Annotated in this window: 18 protein-coding genes; 10 read left to right on the top strand and 8 right to left on the bottom strand. The window is 66.0% G+C overall.

The genetic code is table 11. The annotated features are described in order from the left end of the window. Positions 1 to 23: 23 nt before the first annotated feature. Complete coding sequence (locus MNR01_RS07300; protein ID WP_241920256.1) at positions 24 to 221, bottom strand: hypothetical protein; 198 nt, start codon at positions 219 to 221, stop codon at positions 24 to 26. After that, a complete protein-coding gene (locus MNR01_RS07295; RefSeq protein WP_241920255.1) occupies positions 193 to 942 on the bottom strand; it encodes an SDR family oxidoreductase in 750 nt (249 codons plus the stop codon). Before MNR01_RS07295 ends, MNR01_RS07300 begins: the two co-directional genes overlap by 29 nt. Before the next feature lie 97 nt (positions 943 to 1,039). On the opposite strand from MNR01_RS07295, the gene MNR01_RS07290 reads away from it, so the two are divergent. Both MNR01_RS07290 and MNR01_RS07285 read left to right on the top strand, forming a co-directional pair. Continuing rightward, a complete protein-coding gene (locus MNR01_RS07290) occupies positions 1,040 to 1,933 on the top strand; it encodes a LysR family transcriptional regulator (protein WP_241920254.1) in 894 nt (297 codons plus the stop codon). Positions 1,934 to 2,316: 383 nt separating this feature from the next. Next, positions 2,317 to 3,393 carry an OmpA family protein gene (locus MNR01_RS07285; protein WP_241920253.1) on the top strand — a complete coding sequence of 359 codons (1,077 nt, stop codon included), beginning with the start codon at positions 2,317 to 2,319 and terminating at the stop codon, positions 3,391 to 3,393. Between the two features lie 72 nt (positions 3,394 to 3,465). On the opposite strand, the gene MNR01_RS07280 is transcribed toward MNR01_RS07285, so the two are convergent. Continuing rightward, positions 3,466 to 3,942: a hotdog fold domain-containing protein gene (locus MNR01_RS07280; RefSeq protein WP_241920252.1), complete on the bottom strand. Its 477-nt coding sequence runs from the start codon at positions 3,940 to 3,942 to the stop codon at positions 3,466 to 3,468. A 74-nt stretch (positions 3,943 to 4,016) separates the two neighbouring features. After that, positions 4,017 to 6,485 carry an acyl-CoA dehydrogenase gene (locus MNR01_RS07275; protein ID WP_241920251.1) on the bottom strand — a complete coding sequence of 823 codons (2,469 nt, stop codon included), beginning with the start codon at positions 6,483 to 6,485 and terminating at the stop codon, positions 4,017 to 4,019. Between the two features lie 339 nt (positions 6,486 to 6,824). Between MNR01_RS07275 and MNR01_RS07270 the strand changes: the two genes are divergently transcribed. From MNR01_RS07270 to MNR01_RS07235, 8 genes are all read left to right on the top strand, one after another. Next, a complete protein-coding gene (locus MNR01_RS07270; protein ID WP_241920250.1) occupies positions 6,825 to 7,499 on the top strand; it encodes a TetR/AcrR family transcriptional regulator in 675 nt (224 codons plus the stop codon). A gap of 31 nt (positions 7,500 to 7,530) precedes the next feature. Then, positions 7,531 to 9,351, top strand: a complete 1,821-nt coding sequence (locus MNR01_RS07265) for a phosphoenolpyruvate carboxykinase (GTP) (RefSeq protein ID WP_241920249.1) — start codon at positions 7,531 to 7,533, stop codon at positions 9,349 to 9,351. 22 nt (positions 9,352 to 9,373) lie between these two features. Continuing rightward, the gene (locus MNR01_RS07260) at positions 9,374 to 9,967 is read left to right on the top strand and encodes a 2OG-Fe(II) oxygenase (protein ID WP_241920248.1); all 594 of its coding nucleotides are present in this window, start codon (positions 9,374 to 9,376) and stop codon (positions 9,965 to 9,967) included. Further along, complete coding sequence (locus MNR01_RS07255; protein WP_241920247.1) at positions 9,964 to 11,004, top strand: hypothetical protein; 1,041 nt, start codon at positions 9,964 to 9,966, stop codon at positions 11,002 to 11,004. The genes MNR01_RS07260 and MNR01_RS07255 overlap by 4 nt, the downstream gene beginning before the upstream one ends. After that, a complete protein-coding gene (locus tag MNR01_RS07250) occupies positions 11,001 to 12,611 on the top strand; it encodes a sulfotransferase (protein ID WP_241920246.1) in 1,611 nt (536 codons plus the stop codon). Before MNR01_RS07255 ends, MNR01_RS07250 begins: the two co-directional genes overlap by 4 nt. A gap of 109 nt (positions 12,612 to 12,720) precedes the next feature. Beyond that, complete coding sequence (locus MNR01_RS07245; protein WP_241920245.1) at positions 12,721 to 13,317, top strand: sigma-70 family RNA polymerase sigma factor; 597 nt, start codon at positions 12,721 to 12,723, stop codon at positions 13,315 to 13,317. Further along, positions 13,314 to 13,829, top strand: coding sequence for a hypothetical protein (locus MNR01_RS07240; protein ID WP_241920244.1), 516 nt, complete (start codon positions 13,314 to 13,316; stop codon positions 13,827 to 13,829). The genes MNR01_RS07245 and MNR01_RS07240 overlap by 4 nt, the downstream gene beginning before the upstream one ends. 66 nt (positions 13,830 to 13,895) lie before the next feature. Then, the gene (locus MNR01_RS07235) at positions 13,896 to 14,813 is read left to right on the top strand and encodes a DUF4097 family beta strand repeat-containing protein (protein WP_241920243.1); all 918 of its coding nucleotides are present in this window, start codon (positions 13,896 to 13,898) and stop codon (positions 14,811 to 14,813) included. Positions 14,814 to 14,943: 130 nt separating this feature from the next. Here the strand turns inward: MNR01_RS07235 and MNR01_RS07230 are convergent, their stop codons facing one another. The 4 genes from MNR01_RS07230 to MNR01_RS07215 form a co-directional block, all read right to left on the bottom strand. After that, the gene (locus MNR01_RS07230; protein ID WP_241920242.1) at positions 14,944 to 15,606 is read right to left on the bottom strand and encodes a putative 2OG-Fe(II) oxygenase; all 663 of its coding nucleotides are present in this window, start codon (positions 15,604 to 15,606) and stop codon (positions 14,944 to 14,946) included. A gap of 128 nt (positions 15,607 to 15,734) precedes the next feature. After that, positions 15,735 to 18,620 (bottom strand): TonB-dependent receptor, encoded by a 2,886-nt coding sequence (locus MNR01_RS07225; protein WP_241920241.1) that lies wholly within the window; start codon positions 18,618 to 18,620, stop codon positions 15,735 to 15,737. Positions 18,621 to 19,132: 512 nt separating this feature from the next. Then, positions 19,133 to 22,177, bottom strand: coding sequence for a TonB-dependent receptor (locus MNR01_RS07220; protein ID WP_241920240.1), 3,045 nt, complete (start codon positions 22,175 to 22,177; stop codon positions 19,133 to 19,135). A gap of 258 nt (positions 22,178 to 22,435) precedes the next feature. Further along, positions 22,436 to 23,266, bottom strand: coding sequence for a hypothetical protein (locus MNR01_RS07215; RefSeq protein ID WP_241920556.1), 831 nt, complete (start codon positions 23,264 to 23,266; stop codon positions 22,436 to 22,438). Positions 23,267 to 23,306 lie beyond the last annotated feature (40 nt).

Raw genomic sequence — 23,306 nt, 5'->3', positions numbered from 1 at the left:
GCTGCAAACGCGCGACGCGAGGATCAGGACGCCGCCAGCGGCCACTCCTTCGTGCGCGGCGGCAGGAAGCCCCTGGCCTGCTCGAGGTTGGGCCAGGGCATCACGGTCTCGCCGGCGACGCGCCAGTTGCCTTCGACCTTGCGCAGGCGAAGTTCGTACAGTGCCGGGTCGGCCTGCTGGGTCCGGGGCGTATCAGGTAAGCGACATGCCGCCGTCGACATTGAGTTCGATGCCGTTGACGAAGCTGCTGTCGTCGCTGGCGAGATAGAGCGCGGCCTTGGCCAGCTCCATCGGCTCGCCGAGCCGGCCGGCCGGAATCATCGACGCCATCGCCTCCAGGAACGCCGGGCGATCGCTGTCGGCGATGCCGAGCTTGGCGAGGATGGAGGTGTCGACCGGTCCCGGGCTCAGCACGTTCACGCGCACGCGCCGTGCGCGCAGTTCCAGCGCCCAGTTGCGCGCGAATGCAGCGATCGCCGCCTTCGAGCCGGCGTAGACGGCATGGCCTTCGAGCACACGGGTTGCTGCCAGCGAGCTGGTCAGGACGATGCTGCCGCCGTCGCGCATGACCGGAATGATCGACTGGACGCCAAAGAACACGCCGCGTGTGTTGACGTTGAACTGTGCGTCGAACTCTTGAGGGGTGACGCCGGCCGAGTGCGCGATCGTGATGACGCCGGCGTTGGCCATGTACACGTCGAGCGCGCCGAAGCGCTCACGCACCATCGCCGCAAGTGCAGCATGGTGCCCGATGTCGGCGACATCGCCCTGGACACCGATGGCGCCATGGCCGATCCGGCGGACCGCATCGTCGACCACGTCCTGCCGGCGCCCGGTCACGATGACCTGCGCGCCTTCGGCGGCGAACAGCTCGGCTGCCGCCAGGCCGATCCCACTGTTGCCGCCCGTCACCAGCGCGACCTTGTCCTGGAGCTTGTTCATTGCACACCTGCTGTCGTGTCGGTAGACCCGTTATATGGTGCAATTGCCCGCCAAACAGTCCTTCGGCCGGCATATCACTTGTGCCTTGGAGTCAACGATGGCGAGCCTGTTGAACCAGTCCGCGAACCTGATCGCCTTCGTGCGGGTGGTGGAGGCAGGGTCCTTCAGCGCCGCCGCGCGCAATGCGGGCACAACGCCATCGGCGATCTCCAAGAGCATCGGGCGGCTGGAGAGCGAGCTGGGTGCCAAGCTGTTCCGGCGCTCGACCCGGTTGCTCAGCCTGACCCAGGAAGGGCAGGCGTTCTTCGAGCGGATCGCGCCCCTGCTGCGTGAGATCGAGGATTCCGCCGACGCGATCCGCCCGGCTTCTGCCGCGCAGGGCCGATTGCGCGTCAGCATGCCCAGCGACCTCGGCCGCATCCTGATGAAACCACTTGCCTGGGTATTCCTTCCCGCGAATCCGGAACTGGAGCTGGACATGACGCTGCTCGACCGCCACGTCGATGTCATCGGCGAGGGCTACGACGTGGTGTTCCGGGTCGGCGCCGTGGCCGACAGCGATCTGAAGGTGCGCACGCTGGCCGAGCTCGACATGGCCCTGGTGGCCTCGCCACAACTGCTAGCTCGGTGGGGCACGCCCACTTCGCTTGATGCACTGCGCGAGCTGCCGTTCGTGCGCTATCTGCTGCGCGGAAGGACGTTGCCGGTGACCTTCAAGGATGGTTCCGTCATCGTGCCGCGCGGGCAGTTCGGGCTGGACAGTGGCTCGGGCCTGCGCGCAGCAGCGCTGTGCGGAACAGGGGTCGCCTATCTGATGAAGTGCACGGTGCAGGAGGACATCGACCGCGGCAACCTGGTGCAGCTGATGACGCAGCAGATCCTGCCGAGGCTCCCATTGCAGGCGCTGCACGCGTTCGGTCGGCTTGCGCCGGCGCGCGTGGGACTCCTGTCTGATTTCGTCGCCGCGCAGATGCAGTCCATGTCGAGATAGTGAGTGCTGCGAGTCGAATGTGGACCACCTGCCGGAACCGAATCGCCCTTCGGCATGTTTCGCGCCAACAGCAAAAGTTCCCCGATACAGACGTGAAAGGTCGCCGTCCGTCGGATGCTTGCCTGTCGCGATGGGCGCGGCGTGCACCGTCGCTGCTGTGAAGGCTTGGGGCGCTTGTGTGAATTTGTCGTTCCTGTCCGATGGGAAGTGCCAGTTGCGGCAACAACTTGCGTGATCCGCGGCTGGCGAATGCAAGGCCGATGCGGCTATTGCAGGCAAAGCCAGGCGCGTTGCAGATGCGATTCAGCTTCACGGCTCCGGAACGCGTGCAGGACCATTGTCCGACACCTCGCGGACGTGGGTCCGCTGTGAGGAGGGAAGCAATGAAGCGCACGTCGAAAGTCTTGACCGGGGCCATGGTGGGGATTCTCGGCGGCATCATTGCGCCCGATCTCCTGGCCGTGGAAATCATCACCAAGGACGACATCGTCAACAACGTCGTCAAGAAAGAGCAACTCGAGAAAGTTGCTGACAACGCGATCTTCCTGCTCGACACATCGTCCTCGACGAACCGCAAGTACGGCGAGACCGGACTGCCTGCGGTCCAGGTCGTGAAGCGGGAGCTCAAGAACCGCAATTCCTACTTCCCGGATCTTGGCTACAACGTCGGCATCTATACCTACACCGGATGGCAGGACAACTATCCGGTGCAACCGTACAACCGCGAGAAGGTCGACGCGGCGCTGGATGGCATGCGCGACAAGGGAAGTGGCATCACCCCACTCAACACCGCGCTGGAAAAGCTGGAGGGCATCCTCAAGCCGTTGACGGGGCGGACGGCGGTCTTCGTGTTCTGGGACGGTGAGTACACCGGGCAGAATCCGGCCGAGATCGCCAAGCGGCTGGCCAAGGAATACGACGTCTGCTTCTACGTGGTCAGCAGCGCGAAGCCGGCGCGGGAAGCCACGCTCTCGCAGGATGTCGCCAGCCTCAACGCCTGCTCGCGGGTGATTCCGCTGGCCGACTTCTTCAATCGGCCCGAGTACACGAGTGGCGCGCTGTACGACGTCAAGGTGACCGAGAACGTCGTAACGACGACCGATACCAAGATCGTCGGCCTGAAGGCGGACAACATCAACTTCGCCTTCAACGAGACCGCGCTGGCCGACAAGGACAAGGCCGAGCTGGACAAGGTCGCCGCGTTCATGCAGGACAAGCCCAAGTCGTATGCCGTCATCGCCGGCTATACCGACAATGTCGGAACCCGCGACTACAACGAACGCCTCTCGCGCGATCGTGCGCAGATGGTCGGGCGCTACCTGACCGAGAAGCACGGGATCGACCATTCCCGCATGGTGCTGTTCTGGTACGGGCCGAAGAACCCGCTCGTGCCCAACGACACCAAGGAAAACCAGGCGAAGAATCGTCGCGTCGAGATGAATGTCGGACTCGGCGAGTAAGACGCTCTCCGCCTGTCGGGGGTGATCGCGGGCGGAACCCGGTTCCGCCCGCGATGTTTCGGCAATGATTCGCTAGGTCGCGGCGGGGCGCGGCGACACCCACATGTTGATGCGCGCACGGAACACGGTGTCCCCGGCGCCGTCCGTGACGGCGACGCTGACCGGCAGTTCGTAGCCGCTGCCGGACTCGACCACCGGGATGTCCGGCGTGGCGACGCCGTGCAGGGTGCCGGTCGCCTTCTTCAGGTACTCCACCGTCATGCCCTTGGGGATCCAGCGCATGCTGGCGGGGATCGTCGCGTCGGTCATGACGCCGGCGCTGAGTTCGGCCAGGTTGCAAAGCGCGATCGCGTGCACCGTGCCGATGTGGTTGTGGACGCGGCGGCGGTCGCGGATGCGGACTTCGCATCGACCCGGCTCCAGCGCAACGAAGCGCGGTGCGATCGTGGCGAAGTAGGGCGCCTTGAAGCAGATCGCGCGCGAGAACAGCCAGTGGCCGGCGGGCCAGCGGGTGATGCGGCGGTACATCGAGAGGATGGGCGCGGACATGGGTGATCAGGCTCCTTGTGTCACATACGACAACGGCGGGACATGCCCGCCGTTGTCTTCTACTTGTTACCGCTTCAGGCGGCGGCGCGACTGTCGTGTTGCAGGTCGCGGTAGCCGGCCGAGCGCAGCTCCTCGCTGTCGAAGTCATCGACGCTGATGGTGTCGATGGTCATCTCGCGCAGCTCTTCCAGCTGGCGGCGCTCGTCAGCGGTGATCCAGCCCTCGCGCACGCCCTCGTCCAGCTGCGAGGCGAAATCGTGCGCCTCGATGTCGCTGTTCTTGAGCGCCTTGAGGAACTTGCGCTCCACCGGCTCGGCCAGGATCGCCTTCTGCAGGTAGCTGTTGATGCGGCCGGCCGGATTGTTCTCGCACGGCGTCATGAAGATGCCGGAGGCAAGGCGGTCGCGCGCTTCGTTGGGCGACATCAGCAGCGAGGCGGTCTTGTGGCCGAGGCGGTCGCTCGGCGCCTGCGCGCGGCGGCCCCACGGGAACACCAGCATCCATAGCAGCCAGCCGACCGGACGGATCGGGAAGTTGCGCAGCGCCGCCGAGAAGGCGATCTCGATCTTGTGCACGCTGTTGTGCACCGACCACGCCAGCAGCGGCTGGTCGGACACCGGACGGCCCTGGTCCTCGTAGCGCTTGAGCATCGCGCTGACGATGTACAGGTGGCTGAGCACGTCGCCCAGGCGGCCCGACAGCGATTCCTTGAACTTGAGCTTGCCGCCGAGCAGCAGCATCGAGGTGTCGGCCATCAGCGCCAGCGCCGCCGAGTAGCGGTTGAGCTTGCGGTAATAGCGACGGGTGTAGCTGTCGCCCGGGGCCGCGCCGAACCTGGCGTTGACCAGGCCGTACCACCAGCTGCGCACGGCGTTGGAGATGGCGAAGCCGATGTGGCCGAACAGGTTCTTGTCGAACTCGCGCAGGCGCTCGTCCGGATCGGGCAGCGTGGCCGCCTTCATTTCCTTGAGCACCCACGGATGGCACAGGATCGCGCCCTGGCCGAAGATCATCAGCGAGCGCGTCATGATGTTGGCGCCCTCCACCGTGATCGCGATGGGCGAGGCCTGCCAGCCGCGGCCGAGGTAGTTCTTCGGTCCGAGGATGATGCCCTTGCCGCCATGGATGTCCATGGCGTCCTGCGCCGCCTCGCGGCCCATCTCGGTGCAGTGGTACTTGGAGATCGTCGATGGCACGGCCGGCAGTTCGCCACGCGCGACCGCCGCAGCCGACGCCTCGGCCAGCGCACTGGCGGCATAGGCGTTGCCGGCGATGCGCGCCAGTGCTTCCTCGACACCCTCGAAGCGGCCGACCGAGAGGCCGAACTGCTTGCGAATGCGTGCATACGCACCGGTGACCACCGCGGCCATCTTGGCGCCGCCGCTGGCGGTGGAGGGCAGGGTGATCGAGCGGCCGATCGACAGGCACTCCACCAGCATCTGCCAGCCCTTGCCGGCGTAGGCTTCGCCGCCGATCAGCTGGCTCAGCGGGATGAACACTTCGCGGCCATGGATCGGGCCGTTCTGGAACGGCGAGTTGAGCGGGAAGTGGCGGCGACCTATCTCGACACCGTCGGTGTCGCGCGGCAGCAGCGCCAGGGTGATGCCGATGTCCTTCTGGTCGCCGATCAGGCCGTCCGGGTCGTACATGCGGAAGGCCAGGCCGATGAGCGTGGCCACCGGCGCCAGGGTGATGTAGCGCTTGTCGAAGGTCAGCTTGACGCCGACCACGCGCGCGCCGTTCCACTCACCGGTGGTGACGATGCCGTAGTCCGGGATCGAGGTTGCATCCGAGCCGGCCCACGGGCCGGTCAGGCCGAAGCACGGGACTTCGCGGCCATCGGCCAGGCGCGGCAGGTAGTAGTCCTTCTGCTCCTGCGTGCCGTAGTGCAGCAGCAGCTCGGCCGGTCCGAGCGAGTTGGGCACGCCGACGGTGGAGCTGACCACCGAGGAGATCGATGCCAGCTTCTGGATCACCTTGTGGTTGCCCAGCGCCGAGAAGCCCAGGCCGCCGTATTCCTTCGGCACGATCATGCCGAAGAACTTGTTCTTCTTGATGAACTCCCACACCGGCGGCGTCAGGTCGGCATGGACGTGGGTGATCTCCCAGTCGTTGACCATGCGGCACAGCTCTTCGGTCGGTCCGTCGAGGAAGGCCTGCTCGTCCGCGCTCAGGGTCGGCTTGGCCTGGTTCAACAGGATGTTCCAGTCCGGCTTGCCGGAGAACAGCTCGCCCTCGAAGCCGACCGTGCCGGCTTCCAGCGCGACGCGCTCGGTTTCCGACAGCGGCGGCAGGATCCTGGTGTAGAAGCCCAGCAGCGGCTTGGTGATGAAGGGCAGGCGGAACTGCGGCAGCAGCAGCGGCACCGCGATCAGCGCGGTGACGAAGGCGGCGACCAGCGTGGCCGTGCCATTTGCGCCCAGCAGCCAGCAGGCCACCAGCACCGTCGCGGTCAGCGCCGCCCAGACCGGCAGGCGCAGCCGGTGATAGGCGGCAATGGCCCCGACCAGCAGAAAGGCAATGAAAGGAATCGCAATACTCATGACAACGCTCCAGCGGCGATGACGAAGTCTGCCAAGGGCAGGCCAACCATTGAGTTGAGGCGAAGCGCCGGTGTCGGAATTGCCGTCCTCGGTAAAGAGGGACTGGGCCATTCAAGCAACTGCATCAAACGCTCAACATACGGGCGAGTATGGTAATGTTCGCCGGTTGCTGTCAAGGAAGCGGAACGGGCCACCCGGAGAGCGGAGCCGCAGGGCGAGGTTGCCGACGCACGCAGGTGCTTGTTGGATAAAGCCTAACGCGCCCGTAATCGCCGGTAGAGGGCCTCCGGAGCACCACAGTGTTTCCCGTTCCGGCCCGCCGTTCCCGTTTCATTACAGATGCATACTGTTCCCGCCGGTGCCGTATGGTTAAACTTGTCACCTATGAGCTCGACCGCGCACCCCAAGCAAGACCGCCCCGGACAGGCCCGTAGTGGCGGCTCCGGAACAGAACGCACCGGCCGTCTCAGCGCAGACGACTGGGCCCAGGCCGCGCTCGACCTGATCGCCGAGCAGGGGGTCGCCGCGGTCGCGGTCGAACCGCTCGCCCGTCGCCTGGGCGTGACCAAGGGCAGCTTCTACTGGCACTTCCCGTCCCGCGACGCCCTGCTGGTAGCAGCACTGGAGCGCTGGGAGAAGGTCGAGCAGGAGACCGTCTTCGGCCAGCTCGAACCCATCTCCGATCCGCGTGAGCGCCTGCGCGCGCTGTTCACCCTGGTCGCGCACGAGTTCAAGTCGCACGTCATCTATTCCGAGCTGCTCAAGGCGCTCGACCACCCGGCCGTGCAGCCGGTGATCGGTCGCGTCTCCGAGCGCCGCCTGGACTACCTCACCGCATCGTTCCGCCAGGCCGGCCTGGCCCGCACCGATGCCCAGCATCGCGCCCGCCTGCTCTACGCCGCCTATGTCGGCTTCCTGCAGCTGAACCTGCAGCTGCACCAGGCGCGCATGCAGCACGACGAATTCGAGGCCTATGTCGAGCACATGATGGCCACGCTGATCCCTTCTTCTTGATAGACCGGCCCCCGCTGGAGGATGTTTGCAAATGAATGCGATTTCCCATGACGTCTCGAAACCTGCCATTGCGCCGGGGAGCGAAGGCAGCAAGCTGACGGCACTCAACGCCTGGGTCGCCCAGGTCGCCGCACTGACCCAGCCGGACGCGATCGTCTGGTGCGACGGCAGCGATGCCGAGAACGCCGCGCTGATCAAGCAGATGCAGGCCGACGGCACCCTGGTCAAGCTCAACGAACAGACCCACCCGAACAGCTGGCTGCACCGCTCGCATCCGGACGACGTCGCCCGTGTCGAGCACCTCACCTTCGTGTGCACGAGCGAGCAGGAAGACGCCGGCCCGAACAACCACTGGATGTCGCCGGCCGACGGCCACAAGCAGATGGACGCCCTGTTCGACAGTTGCATGCAGGGCCGCACGATGTACGTGATCCCGTACTGCATGGGCCCGATCGACTCGCCGCTGTCGCGTTGTGGCGTGGAGATCACCGACAGCCCGTACGTGGTCGCCAACATGCGCATCATGACCCGCATGGGCGCGCCGGCGCTGGCGCGCATCGAGCGCGAAGGCCGGCTCCATGACGGCGAGTTTGTGCGTGGCCTGCATTCGATCGGTGAGCTCGACCCCGAGCGCCGCTTCATCATGCATTTCCCGGAAGAACTGACGATCAAGTCGTTCGGCTCCGGCTACGGCGGCAATGCGCTGCTTGGCAAGAAGTGCCATGCCCTGCGCATCGCCTCGCATCAGGCCCGTTCGGAAGGCTGGCTGGCCGAGCACATGCTGATCCTCGGCCTGGAAAATCCGCAGGGCGAGACCCACTACGTGGCCGCGGCGTTCCCGTCGGCCTGCGGCAAGACCAACCTGGCCATGCTGATTCCGCCGGAGGGCTACCGCGCCCAGGGCTGGAAGGTGTGGACGGTCGGCGACGACATCTGCTGGATGCGCCCGGGTGCCGACGGCCGCCTGTATGCGATCAATCCGGAAGCGGGCTTCTTCGGCGTCGCCCCTGGCACCTCGGACAAGTCCAACCCGAATGCGCTGGCTTCGATCCAGCACGACACCATCTTCACCAATGTCGGCGTCACCGCCGACAACCAGCCGTGGTGGGAAGGCCTCGACAACGGCCAGGTCCCGGTCACCGACTGGCGCGGCAATCCGTATGACGCCGCCAAGGGTCCCGCCGCACATCCGAACTCGCGCTTCACCGTGTCGGCCAGGCAGTGCCCGAGCTATTCGCAGCAGGCCGAGAACCCGGCCGGCGTGCCGATCAGCGCCATTGTCTTCGGCGGTCGCCGCGCCTCGCTGGTGCCGCTGGTGTTCGAAGCGCGCGACTGGGCGCACGGCGTCCTGGTCGGTGCCGCGATGGGCTCGGAAACCACCGCCGCCGCCACCGGCGCGGTCGGCGTGATGCGCCGCGACCCGATGGCGATGAAGCCGTTCTGCGGCTACAACTTCGCCGACTACTTCAGCCACTGGCTGTCGTTCGACAAGGCCGGCGCGAAGCTGCCGAAGATCTTCCACGTCAACTGGTTCCGCAAGGGCGACGACGGCAAGTTCCTGTGGCCGGGCTTCGGCGACAACCTGCGCGTGCTGGAGTGGATGATCCAGCGCGTGAAGGGCGAGGCCGGTTCGGTCCAGACGCCCATCGGCCATCTGCCGGCCGAAGGCGATCTCAACCTCGACGGCATCGCGCTGGGCGATGAGGCACGCGCCAAGCTGTTCGGCTTCGACCATGCCGGCTGGCAGGCCGAGTTCGCCAGCATCGGCGAGTACCTCGACGAGTACGGCCCGCGCATGCCGCAGGCACTGAAGGACGAGCAGCAGCGCATCGCCCGGGATCTTTCCCGCTGAGATCTGGCCGACTGAGGACTCCATGACCGACAACCCCGCCGCGCTCGCGGCCAGTCGTGAACTGCTGATCGACGGCCGCCCGCTGCGGGTGTTCGACGGGCACCTGCCCAACGTCAGCGACTATGTGGCCGGGTTGTCGCGAGCGGCCTTCACCCGTACCGAGATGGCGCGGCCGGAGACGGCCGCGTACCTGCACTGGGCCACGGAAGTGAAGCTCGATGGGCTGGTCCGCCAGCCCATCTTCGAGGTCACCCGCCGCGCGGTACTGGCCTTCGAATCACCGGGTTACACGTACCGTCCCTATCGCGCCTACACCAACGTCGCCAGCTACGGTGACATGCTCTTCAGCCACACCGACTGCCTGCCCGACCAGCACGACCTTACCGCGCTGTGGTACCTGTGCGAGAAGTGGGACCTGGAATGGGGCGGCGAGACGGTCTTCTTCGATTCACACGACGACATCGCCCATGCCGTCCAGCCGCGACCCGGACGGCTGGTGATCTTCGATGGCGCGATCAAGCACGTCGGCCGGCCGCCGAACCGCATCTGCTACGCGCCGCGCTACACCTTCGCCATCAAGTTCGAGCGCGTCCCGGCAGCCCACGCTGCGCCATGACCGGACCGTCCGACCAGGAGCTGGGCGAAGCGCGCTGGTTCCCGACGGACCTGGACGTGCCGTCGCGCACGTTCTCGTTTGTTGCACTCGATGACGCGGTCATCGATCGCTCCAGTTTCCTCGACACCCGCATCGACGCGCCGCTCGCCGCCGCGGTGCAGGTGGGGCAGGCGCAGATTCAACGCGACCAACGTGGTCAACGCGACCTGCCCAGCGCTCGCGTGGCCTGGTTGTTCCACACCTCGTTCTGCGGATCCACCCTGGCTGCACGCGCGCTGCATTGCCCGCCTGCCGCGGTCTGCCTGCGTGAACCGCTGGTACTGCGGCGGCTCGCGGATGCCCGGCACCGCGCGATGCCGCTGCAGGGCCTGCTCGAGACTACGGTGGGACTGCTTGCACGCCCCTGGCATGCGGGCGGCGCGGTGGTCATCAAGCCCACGCACGCCGCGCTCAACCTTGCCTCCGACATGCTCGCCGCGACACCCGGCAGTCGCGCCGTCGTGCTGACTTCGTCGCTGCAGGACTTCCTCGTCTCCAACCTGAAGAAGCCACCGGAGTCGCAATCCAGGATCCCGCAACTGGCGGAACGGGCACTGGCGATCGGCACGTTCGCATCGCGACTGCCGCCGCAGGCGCTGGCACCGCCGGACCTGCTGTGTGCCGCCGCCCTGCAATGGGCCGCGCAGCGCGAAGTCATGGCCGACCTGGTGGCGGTGGACGACGGAGCACGGGTTCGCGCGATCGACATGAGCTGGCTGCTCGACGACCTCGCAGATGCGATGACGCAGTGCGCGCGCTGGCTTCAAGTCGAGATTCCCGAGCATGCCCTGCGCGACCGCTGCGAAGGGATAGGCGGGCGCAATGCCAAGGCGATGGACGTGGCCTATTCGGCGGCGCAGCGGGCAAGCGAGGCGGAAATCGTGGTCGCGCACTTCGCCCGCGAGCTGGCCAATGCGCTGGCCTGGTCCGAGCGCTGGCTGTTGCCGGCCATGCGGCCGCAGGCGCGACTCGACCCGGCGCGCTGGAGCCAGGCATGACGCTGGACCCCCGCCAGATAGACATCATCCGGCACGCCGCCCATCGCGGCGAACAGGCGTTGACGCAAGGCGACTGGCAGCAGGCACTACGCGAATTCGAGACGGTGGTGGCGCTGGATCCACGCCACACGGCCGCGCAGCTGCGATTGGCGGCGATCCGGCTGCAGCTCGACCACTACCGCGCCGCGCGGCGACACGCGCTGCTTGCGGTGGAAAGCGCCAGCCACCATCCCGCGGTCGTACTCGAGCTGGCGCGGACCCTCACCCGGTTCAACGAGTACGAGCGCCTGCTAGACCTGATCGGCCGCAGCGGTTTCGCAGAATCCGCCGATGGCCGGATGCTGGCGGAAATGGCCCAGATCGTCAGCTCCGGTCCCGGCGACCAGTCGCTGGCGCTGGACCTGGTGGATCGCTCCCTGCGGCTGGAGCCGCAGGTGCCGCGCTCGCGCTACCTGCGCGGCGTGATCGAGATGTTCCTGGGGCGACCGGACGAGGCCGAAGTCGAATTCGAAGCCAGCATCGCGCTGCAACCGCAGCTGGCGCAGGCGCACTGGCTGCTGTCTCTGCTGCGCAAATGGAAACCCGGCGAGGACCACGTCGTCCGGCTGCGCGCGTTGCTCGCGCAGTTGCCGGCGGGCTCGCCAGCGGCGGCCTACGCCGGTTTCGCGCTGCACAACGAGCTGCATGACCTGAAGGACTTCGACCCGGCCTGGGTCGCGCTCGAGGACGCCTGCCGGATCAAGGCCCACGCCGAGCCGTACGACGACTGCCGCACCGAAGCGCTGTTCTCCCGCATCAAGGCGATCTGCAACGCCGGGTTCGTCGCGCCGGTGCAGCGCGAAGACGCCTACGTTCCAGTCTTCATCGTCGGCATGCATCGCTCCGGCACCACCCTCCTCGAACGCATCCTCGGCGGACACAGCCAGGTGGCGGACGGTGGCGAGAGCTACGCCTTCACGGCACAACTGCGCATCGCTGCCGACCATGGCATCCGCGGTGCACTGGACGAGGCCGCGCTCGACGCACTGGCCGATGCCGACTTCGATGCGATCGGTCGCGGCTTCATCGACGCCTCGCGCTGGCGCACGCATGGCAAGCCGTTCCTGACCGAGAAGCTGCCCTTGAACGTGTTGAACACCGGCTTCATCGCCAGGGCCCTGCCCAATGCGCGCATCCTCCACATGGTGCGCGACCCGGTGGACACGTGCTTCTCGAACCTGCGTACTTACTTCTCCAAGGCCGCCCCGTACTCGTTCGACCAGCGCAACCTGGCCCGCTACTACGGCCGCTACCTGGACCTGATGGAACATTGGCGCCAGGTCATGCCCGGGCGCATCCTCGATGTGTCCTACGACGGGCTGGTCAACGACACCGAGGCCACCGCGCGGCAGATCTTCGATTTCTGCGGGCTGCCCTTCGAAGCCGCGGCGCTGCGGGTCGAGCGCGACAGCGGAGCGGTCGCGACGGCCAGCATGGCGCATGTCCGCCAGGGCATCCTGGGCAACCGTGGCGCCGCCTGGAAGCCGTACCGGGCCCACCTGCAGCCTTTGCTCGACGGGCTGGCCGAGGCGGGCGCGATCCCTGCCGAAAGGGCCGTGCAGCCGTAAGGGCCGTGCAGCCGTAAGGATCGGCCGACCGCGGGATGGGCGGTGGGCGACTGAAGCGCCGACCGGAAGGGCGTTAAACCCGCGGCCAGTTCGGCGCATCTCAAGGACCATGCTGACAGTCGTGACCGAAATCCTCACCGACACCCCTGCCGCGAGCGACGACGGCGCCGACGAACGTGGCCTGGTGGCCGCGGCCGCACGTGGCGAGGTGGGTGCTTTCGAGTCCCTCTATCGGCGCCATGCCGGGCGGGTCCATGGCGTCATCGCCCGCCTGGTCGGAAACCAGGGGGCGCGCGCCGAGGACCTGACCCAGGAAGCGTTCGTGCGGGCCTGGCAGGCACTGCCGGCGTTCCGTTTCGAGTCGGCGTTCTCGACCTGGCTGCACCGCCTGGCCGTCAACACCGCGCTGATGGAACTGCGCAGTCGCCGCAGCCGGCCGCAGGACGACGGCGATTCCGACGAGGAGGTCTTCGACCTGCTCGGCAGCACCGACTCGGCCGGTCACACGACCGCGCTGACGATGGACCTGGAGCGCGCCGTGGCAACACTGCCGCCCAGGGCCCGGGCCGTCCTCGTGCTGTACGACGTGGAAGGCTGGAAGCACGAAGAGATCGCCGCCGAACTCGGCATGGCGGTCGGCAGTTCGAAAGCGCAATTGCACCGCGCGCGTGGCTTGTTGCGCGAGCGGCTAGGAGGACACGCATGAACACCAACGACAACAACCCCCGTACCCCCGACGACGAGTTGCCCGACGCCCTGCGCTGGCAGCTTCGCTCGATGCGCCGCGACGTCGCGCCCGGCACCGACCTGTGGCCCGGCATCGCCGCGCGCCTGCAGGCACAGCGGCCACAGGCCAGTGCCCGCCCACGCTGGCTGGCGCCAGTGGCCATGGCGGCCACGCTGGTGCTGGCGGTGGGAATGGTCGGGCTGTGGCGGGGCGAGGGCGGCAGCAATGCGCCGATCGTCACGCCGGCCAGGGCGACCCTGGTGCAGCGCGAGGCCGAAGGCATGACGCTGCAATACCAGGCGGCCCTGCAGGAAGTTGACAGCGGCCAGCCGCCGATGGAACTGCAGCCGGTTTTCGACGACCTCGACCGCAACGCCGGGCTGATCCTGCAAGCGCTGGCGCGCAACCCCGATTCGCGCCTGCTGCTGGAACAGCTGCGCCGCACCTATGCACGTCGCCTGGCACTTGCACAGCGCCTGGCTTATGCCTGATTCGTATCGCATCGCCCAACACATGAATCCGAACCTGTCCTGCCCTGATCTTTCCGGAGAAACTCCATGACCCGCGCCAAACTCCAACGTCTCGCATTCGGCCTGGCCGTGCTGGCGGCGAACTCCGCCATGGCAGCCACCCCGATCAATGAGACCCGGCCGCTGGATCCGCGAGGAACGGTGGAGATCGAAAACATCAAGGGCCGCGTCGACGTGCGCACCTGGGAGCGGCCCGAGGTCAAGATCGAAGGCAGCCTCGGCCAGGGTGTCGAGAAGCTCGAGATCGAAGGCGACGGCGAGCACCTGACGGTGCGCGTGAAATACCCCAACCGCAGCGGTATGGGCATGTTCGGCGGCGGCGACAAGAGCGAACCGACCGACCTGCGGCTGACGGTGCCGGTGCGTGCCGACCTCGACATCGACGTGGTCTCGGCCGACGTCACCGTCGAGGGCATCGCCTCGCGCGAATTGTCGATCGACAGCGTCAGCGGTGAAGTCACCGTCGCCGGCGCGCCGACCGAAGCCAGCATCGACACCGTCAGTGGCGACCTGATGCTGACGCTCAACAGCAACCGCGTGCGCGCCGAGTCGGTCAGTGGCGACCTCACCTTGCGTGGCCGCATGAACGGCGAAGTCGATGTCGAGACCGTCTCCGGCCGGATCGACGTGGCGGTGCTGCAGAACCGCCTGCAGCGGCTGTCGGGCTCGTCGGTGTCGGGCGACATCCTCGTCGCGACGGGCCTGGCCAACAATGGCCGGATCTCGATGGACACCGTCAGCGGCGACCTCACCCTGCGGATGCCGCGCGATCTGTCGGCGAACGTCCGCGGCGAGAGCTTCAGCGGCGACCTGGTCGCGCCAGGCGCACAGGTCATCCGTCCCAAGCACGGCCCGGGTTCGAGCTTCGAGCACCGTTACGGCAGCGGTGATGGCGACATCTCCATCGAGACCTTCTCGGGCGACGGCACGCTGGAATTCGACTGATCGGCCAACCTCGGGTCGCAACGAAAAAGCCCGGCATCGCCGGGCTTTTTTGTAGCCCGGGCAAGCGAAGCGCACCCGGGGCCGACGGACGCGCACGATCCCGGGTGCGCTGCGCTTACCCGGGCTACTTCTATTTGTCGTCCTTCATCCCGAACCAGCAGTTGAACGCGATCGTGATGCGTTCGTCGGCGCCGTAGAACGGCATCACCTCGTGCTGCAGCCACGACGGGAACAACACAAGTTGCCCGGGCTGGAAGTGCACGTTCCAGGTGCCGTGGTGATACGGCGCCTCCAGCCTGGCGTTGCCGGCATCGAGGAAGCAGTTGCTGTAGTGGTGCGGATTGTGGAACCGCAGCACGCCCGATTCCGGCCGGTCTTCCGGCCGTTGTCCGGGATCGACGCAGTACACGCCCGACCAGGACGCCATCGGATGCGTATGCGCGATCGTGAAGCCACCACTCCGGGTCACGTGGAACCAGGTGTGGGAAAAGATTTGCAGGCGCTGCATTTCCTGCGCGCTGTAACCGTTGAGCTTCTGGATCGTCCGTCCCAGCGTGGTCCAGCAGAACTGGCGCAGTTGCTGGATGCAGGCATCGGGCCATGCGAACAGGTTGAAATCGCTCTCGAACACACCCTGCTGCTGTTTCAGTGACGGATTGGGATTGGCGTAGCGCGCACCCTCCGCCTCGCGCGCCAGCAGCAACGCCTTGAGCTGGGCATTGATCCGCTCCGCGTCGGGAAGGAAGTCCTGGGCGAACGGTACGGAGAAGGCGGGATAGATCTCGAAAGCCATTGGGGGCATGCCGGCCATTTGCGTGGCTGGAGTTTAACGTGGCCAACCGGGCCGCGCTGCAGGCGGAGCCCGCAAAAAACTACGGCCCCTTTCGGGGCCGTAGAAAGTGTTGCTTACCGGGAACCAGATCAGAACTTCTGGTTGTACGTCATGTAGAAGAAGCGGCCCGGAACGTCGTACGCGGGATCGAAGCTGTTGGCAAACGCAGTGATTGCCACCGGCGGATCGCGGTCGAAGATGTTGTTGATACCCAGCGAGACCTTGGCATTCCACGGAGCCTGCCAGCTGACCTGCATGTCGTTGTACGTCGCCGACGGGATGCGGTTGAGCGGACGGGCGGCCGGGGCATCCGGTGCCAGGCCAGGATCGTTGCCGTCCAGGGCGGTGCGGCGGGTCGGATCCGAGCACAGCTGCGCGCGCTGGTTGGCCGGAACGTTCGGGCCAAGGCAGATTTCTTCCTGCGGCGAGAAGTAACGGACGAACCAGGACACGCCCCAGTCACCCATTTCCCAACGAGCCTGCAGGTTGGAGCGGATGCGCCAGTTGTTGGTGAAGCTGGCACCGAAGTACTCGCCGACGTTGTTGCCGGCTTCACCCGAGATGGGATCTTCCGAGTACAGGCCGTCGCCGTTGGTGTCGATGTACAGGTTCGACACGTAGGTGGTGTCCCACGTGAAGGAGAACTTGCCCCACGACGTCTCCGGCAGGCGGTAGCCGACCGTCATGTCGAAGCCTTCGGTCTCCATCTTGCCGATGTTGGTCGGCACCGACAGCAGGTCGGCGATCTGGCCCGACGGGGTACGCGAGATCAGCGCGCACGCGCTGGCCACGCCACTGCGGTAGCAGTTGTCCAGGATCGCCTGGCCCGTCTGCAGGAAGATCGCTTCGTCAATCTCGATCTGCCACCAGTCAAGCGAAACGTCCAGGCCTTCCGCCCAGCTCGGGCTGTAGACGAAACCGAAGGTGACGGTTTCCGACTTCTCCGGACCCAGGTCCGGGTTGCCGCCGACGGTGATGCGAACCTGGCCGTTGGGCTGGTTGTAGGCCGGGATGCCTGCGCAGCCTGCCGGGATACCCGGGTTCGGCGTGCCCTGGATCGAGCCGGCGCAGGGGTCGGCGATGGCCGGGAAGCTGTCGGCCTGGCCGGTGAACAGCTCGCTGATCGACGGAGCGCGGAAGCCCTCGGACCAGTTACCACGCACCATCAGGTCGTCGATCGGCTTCCAGCGGAAACCGAACTTGCTGTTGAGCGTGTCACCGAAGTTCGAGTAGTCCGAGTAACGGGTTGCCAGGCTGAAGTCGAGCAGCTTGGCGCCCGGCAGGTCGGCCAGCACCGGAATTGCCAACTCGAGGTAGGCCTCGTCGAGCGAGTAGCCACCGCGGGTTGCGGTACGGGCGTTGCCGCTGGTGTCGCCGGAGTTGATCAGCGCATCCGGGGAGTCGTAGCCGAACTCGGTGCGGTGTTCCATACCGAACGAGAAGGCCAGCGCGCCGGCCGGCATGTCGAACACTTCGCCGCCGATGTTGGCGTAGTAGGTCTTCTGCTTATAGAACAGCTCGTCGTGTGCCACGAACGTGCTGTAGTCCAGCATGTCCTGGGTGACCGAGCCTTCCGCTCCGAGCAGGTTGATCGGCACGCAGCCGTCGATGACCGCACCCGGCGCGCCGCAGCGTGCAACGCCCTGGGCGTCGACGAACGACGGACCGGCGGCATTGAGCACGTGGCTGGTCTGGAACAGGCCGTTGGTGGTGTTGTTGGCCTTGTTCTCACCGTAGAAGTAACCGGCTTCCCAGTCGTACGGCTTCTCGTTGAGGGTCAGGGTGCCTTCGAAGGCGCCATCGAACACGACGGTACGGACGTCCTGGTCGAAGATGCGACCACCGGTCTCCGTCATGCGGCGGAAGACTTCGTTGATGTCCTGGCCGAACGGGTTGTAGATGCTGTCGGCGCTGATGAAGCCAGCGTCGCCCGAGGAGGCGTCGATGACCAGCGGGGTGGCGGCAAGCAGCTGGGTCGAACGGCGGGAGTTGTACGTCACCGTCGTCTTGAAGCGGATGTCGTCGGTGATGTCGAGGCTGGCATTACCGAACACCGAGTAACGCTCCTGCGGGGTCAGCAGGTAGTTGGCCGGTGCGAAGTTGTACTGGTCCGGCAGACCAGCGAACGGGCGCCAGCCATTGGGTGCCGACGCGTCCGGCACGAAGATGCCGTAGTCGCCGTCCGGATTGTTGAACGAGCTGCCGTCGAAGATCGCGACGTTGGCCGGAACGTTGGCCAGGCTGCCGCGGGTACCCGGACGCGAACCGAACACCGGCTCCTTGGAGATCTCGCGGTCGCCGGCCATGACCGGCTCTTCCTTCACGTAGCCAACACCCAGCATCGCCTGGAAGCGATCGCTGCTGGTGCCGATGGTGAAGTCATAGGCCTGGCGCGAACCGTCGCCCTTGTCGAACTGGCCGAGGTAAGCGTTGGCTTCGGCGCCTTCGAAGTTCTGGCGCAGGATCACGTTGACGACGCCGGAGATGGCATCGGAACCGTAGATCGTCGAGGCGCCGTCCTTCAGGACTTCAATGCGCTCGACTGCTGCGGTCGGGATCGTGTTGAGGTCGACCGCGCCGCCGAGGCCGGTACCACCGACCCAACGACGGCCGTTGACCAGCACCAGGGTGCGGTTCGAGCCGAGGTTGCGCAGGCTGACGCGGGTTTCGCCGTTGCCGCCGTTGTTGAAGCTGGTGTTGAGCGTGGAACCGTTGGCCGTCAGGTTCTGGATCACGTCACCGACCGAGGTCAGGCCCTGGGCCTGGATGTCGTCACGGCTCAGCGAGAAGATCGGCTGCGAGGTCTCGATGTCGGTGCGCTTGATTCGCGAACCGGTCACTTCGATACGGTCAAGGGTGGTCGCTTCCTGCGGAGCATCCTGGGCAACTGCTGCGCCGGTGCCTGCAAGAGCGGTGGTGCCCACAGCGAGCGCGAAGGTAATCGCGTCACGGAGCTGGGTGGTCTTCAAGGTCATCTCTCTCTCCAAGCGTGTCTTGGGGTTTCCCATGGGAACCGAGCGGGTGGAGTCAAAAAAGACGCCAAATCCGGCAAGGTCGGGCCGATAGTAGACGCTTGGAAAGAAGAATTAAAGTGTCGTTAATTTTGAACAGGACAGCCCGTACCGGGCCCCGGGGTAGTCACGGATACGCTTCGGTATGTCAAAAAATAGCCAGTAAAAACAGTCGGTTGCAGCGCTACTCTGAAAACCGGCGGTGCGTCGCCGAATCATGACTGGCGGATTTGGTGAAACAAACGTTAGTTGGTACCTGCCGAAAAGGCTGTGATCCAGTGCCGGATCCCGCCTGTTCATGCTTGCCGGTGGGGTCGGGCCCGGTCGCATCCGCGCGGCGGCCGATGCCGGACAAGACTGCGGCCCCGTGAGGGGCCGCAGTTGTCAAGCGTGCAGTCGTCAAGCGTGCAGTCGTCAAGCCTGCAGTCGTCAAGCCTGCAGTCGCCAAGCGTGCAGCCTGGCGTGTTGCCGGTGGATCAGAAGCGCTGCTGGTACTTCATGTACATGAAACGACCGATGTCGAACTGGCCCTGGTAGGACACGTTCGCGCTCGGCTGGCTGTAGAGCACCGGGCCAACATGATCGAAAACGTTGTTGGCGCCGATGGCGACAGTGGCATTCCACGGAGCCTGCCAGCGGAACTCGAGGTCGTGGAAGGTGTTGGAACCCAGCTCGTTGATCGCGCGAGCCTGTGCCGGGCTCGGGTTGGCAACGGCGAAGTCCGGGTTGTCGCACTCGTCCGGGAAGATCGTGAGCGACAGGCAGGTTTCCTTCTGGCCGGAGTAGTAACGCGCACCCCAGCTGATGCCCCACGCGCCCATGTCCCAGCTCAGCGTGGCGTTGGAGCGGATGCGGAACGTGCCCGTGAAGCCAGGCGACGTTGCGTAGCCGACCAGCTGCTGCGGCGGAGTCGCCGGGTTGGTGTCGGTCTTGATCTCGTCCTTGACGGTGTACGTCGTCTGCCACGACAGGTTGAAGTTGCCGAAGGTGTCGGTCGGCAGGCGGTAGCCCAGGTCGAGGTCGTAGCCTTCAGCCTCACGGTAACCGGCGTTGATGCCGGTGAAGGTGAGGTTGTTGACGTAGCCCAGCGTCGGGTCACGCGTGAAGTCCACGCAACGCGTCGGATCGTTCTGGATGTAGCAGTCGTTGAGCATCTGCGTCGGCGAGTCGGCAACGATCGTGTCGTCGATGCGGATCGTCCACCAGTCCAGGCTGACGTTCAGGCCTTCGATGAAGCCCGGGCTCCACACCGTGCCGAGCGTCTTGGACTCCGAGGTCTCCGGAATCAGGTTCGGATTGGAACCCGAGAAGAACGCCACCGGCGTCTGCGAGTTGCCCGAACCGGCCGGCTGGAAGCCCTGGCCAAGCTGACGGAACGTGTTGGCGTTGGTGATGTCGCGGGCACAGTTGGCCCGCACCGCCGGGTTGGTGCGCGAAGCGCCGAAGCTGGTGTCGCACGGGTCGGTGAAGAACGAGAACGTCTGCGAGCCGCCGCCGAACAGGTCGTTGATCGTCGGAGCGCGGAAGCCTTCAGCCCAGGTGCCGCGGAACAGCAGCGAGTCGATCGGCTTCCACTTGAAGCCAAACTTGCTGTTGACCGTGTCGCCGAAGGTGTCGTAATCCGAGTAACGGCTGGCGAGGCTGAAGCTCAGCTCCTTCGCCATGGTCATGTCGGCCAGCACCGGGATGAGCAGCTCGGCATAGACTTCGTCGACCGTGTAACGGCCCTGGGTCGGACCACCTGCGAGGGTGGTGGAGTTGCCGGTCACCGCCTGCGCGTCGGGAATGAAGCGACCCGATTCCTTGCGGTTTTCGTAACCCACCGCCATGCCCAGGTCGCCGCCCGGCAGGGTTGCAATCGAGCCGCTGAGGTTGGCGCTGTACACCGTGGTTTCGGTTTCGCCGCTGGAGTTCAGGCGCTGGAACAGCCAGTCCTGCAGCGCCTGGTTGCCGGTGAGACCGCCGTCGCCGGTGCGGCCGTAGGGGATGAACGGATTCCACGGCACGCAGCCCGGAATGACGTTGCGCTCATTGACGGTCGCGGTGGCCGGGTTGTCCGGCGTGCCGCAGACCACCTGGCCGTTGCTGTCGACGAACGACGCGCCGGTCGCCTGCTTGGCGCGGTCAACGTTGAGGTTGCCGTAGTTTTCCTGGTGGACCTTGTTGTTGTTGTAGAGGTAGTTGACGTCCCAGTCGAAGATTCGCTCGGCGACGTCGAAGCTGCCTTCCACCGCGGCGGCGAAGCGCCAGGTGGTCGACGACGGGCTGTCGACGCGCGGCACTTCCCAGGTGCGGCGCCAGAAGCCCACATCCTGCGGCGTGGCGAAGCCATGGTGGCTGCCGATCGGGTTGTAGTAGCTGTCCTTCGACATCTTGAAGCCGCCCGGGATCGGGCCGGCCGCCGTGCTCTGGAACGGATAGCCGGCGACCTGGCGCTCGGCATCACGGTTCGAGTACAGCATGTCGCCGCGGAAACGGATGTCTTCGGTGATGTCGAACAGGCCGTTGACGAACAGCGCACGGCTTTCCAGCGGCGTGCGCAGGTGCGTCTGCTGGTTGGTGTTGGTCTTGTCGGTGACCGAGCCGGCGCCGGCGGTGGCGCGGCAGGCAGCGGGGACGGATGCGCCAACGGCGCCGACGTCGCAGTTCTGGATGTGGAAGTTGCCCAGGCTGCGCCAGTCGCCACCGTCGTTCAGCACGCGATTGTTCTGGTAAGCCGTCAACGCCGTGGTGCCGCCGCCGATCGTGGCGGGCAGGTTGATCACGCCCCACTGACTGACGGTGGTCCAGTTGCGGGTCGGGTGGCGATCGCTCTGGCCGAACGCGCTGTACGGGCGGTCCTTGGCGAAGACTTCCTCTTCCTTGCGGTATTCCACGGCGGCGGTCAGCGAGCCGCGTTCACCGGTGAAGCCCATGATGAAGTCGGCGCGGGTGGTCTCGCCGTCGCCTTCGCTGTACTGGCCGTAGTAGGCGTTGGCGGTGGCGCCTTCGAAGTTCGAGCGGGTGATGATGTTCACCACGCCGGCGATCGCGTCGGAGCCGTAGATCGACGAGGCGCCGTCCTTCAGCACTTCGATGCGCTCGACCGCAACGGTCGGGATCAGCGACACGTCCTGCAGGCCGCTGGTGCTGATGCCCAGGCGCTTGCCGTTGACGAGGATCAGGGTGCGGGCGGCACCCAGGTTGCGCATGCTGATGAACTGGCCGCCGACGTTCTCGCCCGCGGTCAGCGGAGCGGCGCGGCTGATGGCCGGTGCGCCCACTGCCGAAATGTTCTGCAGGATGTCGGCGACCGACTGGAAGCCCTGCTTTTCGATGTCGGCGCGGGTGATGGTCAGCACCGGTGCCTCGGTCTCGATATCAACCTGGCGGATGCGCGAGCCGGTGACTTCGATGCGGTCGAGGTTGGTTGCCTGCTGCTCTTCCTGCGCCATCGCAACGCCGGTGCCGGCGGCTGCGGTGGTGCCCACTGCGAGCGCGAAAACGATCGCGTCGCGGAGCGGGGTGGTCTTGGGTGTCATCTCTCTCTCCAATCAAGCGGGTCGGTGTTCCGGAACGACTTGGCCGATGGAGTCAAAAGCGACGCCAAAAACGGCAAAGTCGGACCCGATCCTAACTGCGCGCTCAGGAAAGTGAAAGACTCGTTAACGATTTGTATTGATCGTGTGAAGATACGCCCTGGTACGTTTGCGAACGCAAACGGTGACACAGGTCGCAGTACGACCTGTCAGGCGTGAGATTGGATCAAAAAAGGCCGCAAGCGCGGCCGGACAGCAGGCTTAGAGGTCCTGCTCGTAACGGACGTAAGGCACGGTGCCTTCGTCCTTCTCGTTGTCGGCCGGGGCGAACGGATTCTTGCCGCGGGTGACGACGTTTTCGGCGCCAACGGTGAGCTGGCCGCTCCAGGGGGTGCGCCAGGTCAGGCCGACGCCCAGCCCTTCCCATTGGCCGGGTTCGCCGGGGATGTCGACCACGCGGCCGACGATGTTCGCGCTGAAATTGCCCAGGCCGGCACCGATGGTGACGCTCTTGCTGCTCCAGCGATCTGCAAGCGCCGGGACTTCACCGGCCGGGATCAGCCGGGCCCGGGCCCAGGTACCGCCGATGGACACGGTCGCCTCGCGGCCGATGTTCTTCTGGCCGTAGACGGTGAGCGTGTTCTGGTCGACCTTGCTGGCCTTGTTGTTCGGGCTCAGCCATGCCGGCATGGCATCGCGGCCGCTGCCCAGTGCCAGGCCGACCTTGCCACCCGGGCGGGTGAGGCTGGCGCCGATCGTGGCGGTGCGGCTGGCCGAGTACTCGCCGTCGTCGTCGAGGGTGGCCAGCATGCAGTGGTTGGCGAGGTTGCCGATCGCACCGGCCAGGCCGGTCTGGCGGTCGCAGACCAGGCCGAGCGTGTCTCCGGCCTCGAGCCCGAAGGCCGCGCCGAGGGTATTGCTGCCGACCTGCCAGCGGGCGCCGGCGATCGGCGTGCTGGCCGGTTCCAGCTGCAGCAGGTATTCGAGCTTGCCGCTGGTCTGGTTCCAGACCGGGAGGTAGGTCGTATCGCTGGCAGCTCGCTTGGGGGCTCCCTGCGCATGTACGCCCGCAGCCACGCCCAGGGCGAGCAGCAGGGTCAACGGCAGTCGAAGCAGGCGCGTGTACATGGTC

This window comes from Lysobacter sp. S4-A87 (assembly GCF_022637455.1).
Taxonomy (GTDB): domain Bacteria; phylum Pseudomonadota; class Gammaproteobacteria; order Xanthomonadales; family Xanthomonadaceae; genus Lysobacter_J.
This window is presented reverse-complemented; position numbering and strand designations above follow the sequence as displayed.

Excerpts from the sequence above, each read along its gene's own strand:
- MNR01_RS07250 (WP_241920246.1), top strand. The coding sequence starts at position 11,001 with ATGACGCTGGACCCCCGCCAGATAGACATCATCCGGCACGCCGCCCAT.
- MNR01_RS07240 (WP_241920244.1), top strand. The coding sequence starts at position 13,314 with ATGAACACCAACGACAACAACCCCCGTACCCCCGACGACGAGTTGCCC.
- MNR01_RS07275 (WP_241920251.1), bottom strand. The coding sequence starts at position 6,485 with ATGAGTATTGCGATTCCTTTCATTGCCTTTCTGCTGGTCGGGGCCATT.
- MNR01_RS07285 (WP_241920253.1), top strand. The coding sequence starts at position 2,317 with ATGAAGCGCACGTCGAAAGTCTTGACCGGGGCCATGGTGGGGATTCTC.
- MNR01_RS07235 (WP_241920243.1), top strand. The coding sequence starts at position 13,896 with ATGACCCGCGCCAAACTCCAACGTCTCGCATTCGGCCTGGCCGTGCTG.
- MNR01_RS07225 (WP_241920241.1), bottom strand. The coding sequence starts at position 18,620 with ATGACCTTGAAGACCACCCAGCTCCGTGACGCGATTACCTTCGCGCTC.
- MNR01_RS07270 (WP_241920250.1), top strand. The coding sequence starts at position 6,825 with ATGCATACTGTTCCCGCCGGTGCCGTATGGTTAAACTTGTCACCTATG.
- MNR01_RS07280 (WP_241920252.1), bottom strand. The coding sequence starts at position 3,942 with ATGTCCGCGCCCATCCTCTCGATGTACCGCCGCATCACCCGCTGGCCC.
- MNR01_RS07260 (WP_241920248.1), top strand. The coding sequence starts at position 9,374 with ATGACCGACAACCCCGCCGCGCTCGCGGCCAGTCGTGAACTGCTGATC.
- MNR01_RS07255 (WP_241920247.1), top strand. The coding sequence starts at position 9,964 with ATGACCGGACCGTCCGACCAGGAGCTGGGCGAAGCGCGCTGGTTCCCG.
- MNR01_RS07300 (WP_241920256.1), bottom strand. The coding sequence starts at position 221 with ATGTCGACGGCGGCATGTCGCTTACCTGATACGCCCCGGACCCAGCAG.
- MNR01_RS07265 (WP_241920249.1), top strand. The coding sequence starts at position 7,531 with ATGAATGCGATTTCCCATGACGTCTCGAAACCTGCCATTGCGCCGGGG.
- MNR01_RS07245 (WP_241920245.1), top strand. The coding sequence starts at position 12,721 with ATGCTGACAGTCGTGACCGAAATCCTCACCGACACCCCTGCCGCGAGC.
- MNR01_RS07220 (WP_241920240.1), bottom strand. The coding sequence starts at position 22,177 with ATGACACCCAAGACCACCCCGCTCCGCGACGCGATCGTTTTCGCGCTC.
- MNR01_RS07290 (WP_241920254.1), top strand. The coding sequence starts at position 1,040 with ATGGCGAGCCTGTTGAACCAGTCCGCGAACCTGATCGCCTTCGTGCGG.
- MNR01_RS07230 (WP_241920242.1), bottom strand. The coding sequence starts at position 15,606 with ATGGCTTTCGAGATCTATCCCGCCTTCTCCGTACCGTTCGCCCAGGAC.
- MNR01_RS07295 (WP_241920255.1), bottom strand. The coding sequence starts at position 942 with ATGAACAAGCTCCAGGACAAGGTCGCGCTGGTGACGGGCGGCAACAGT.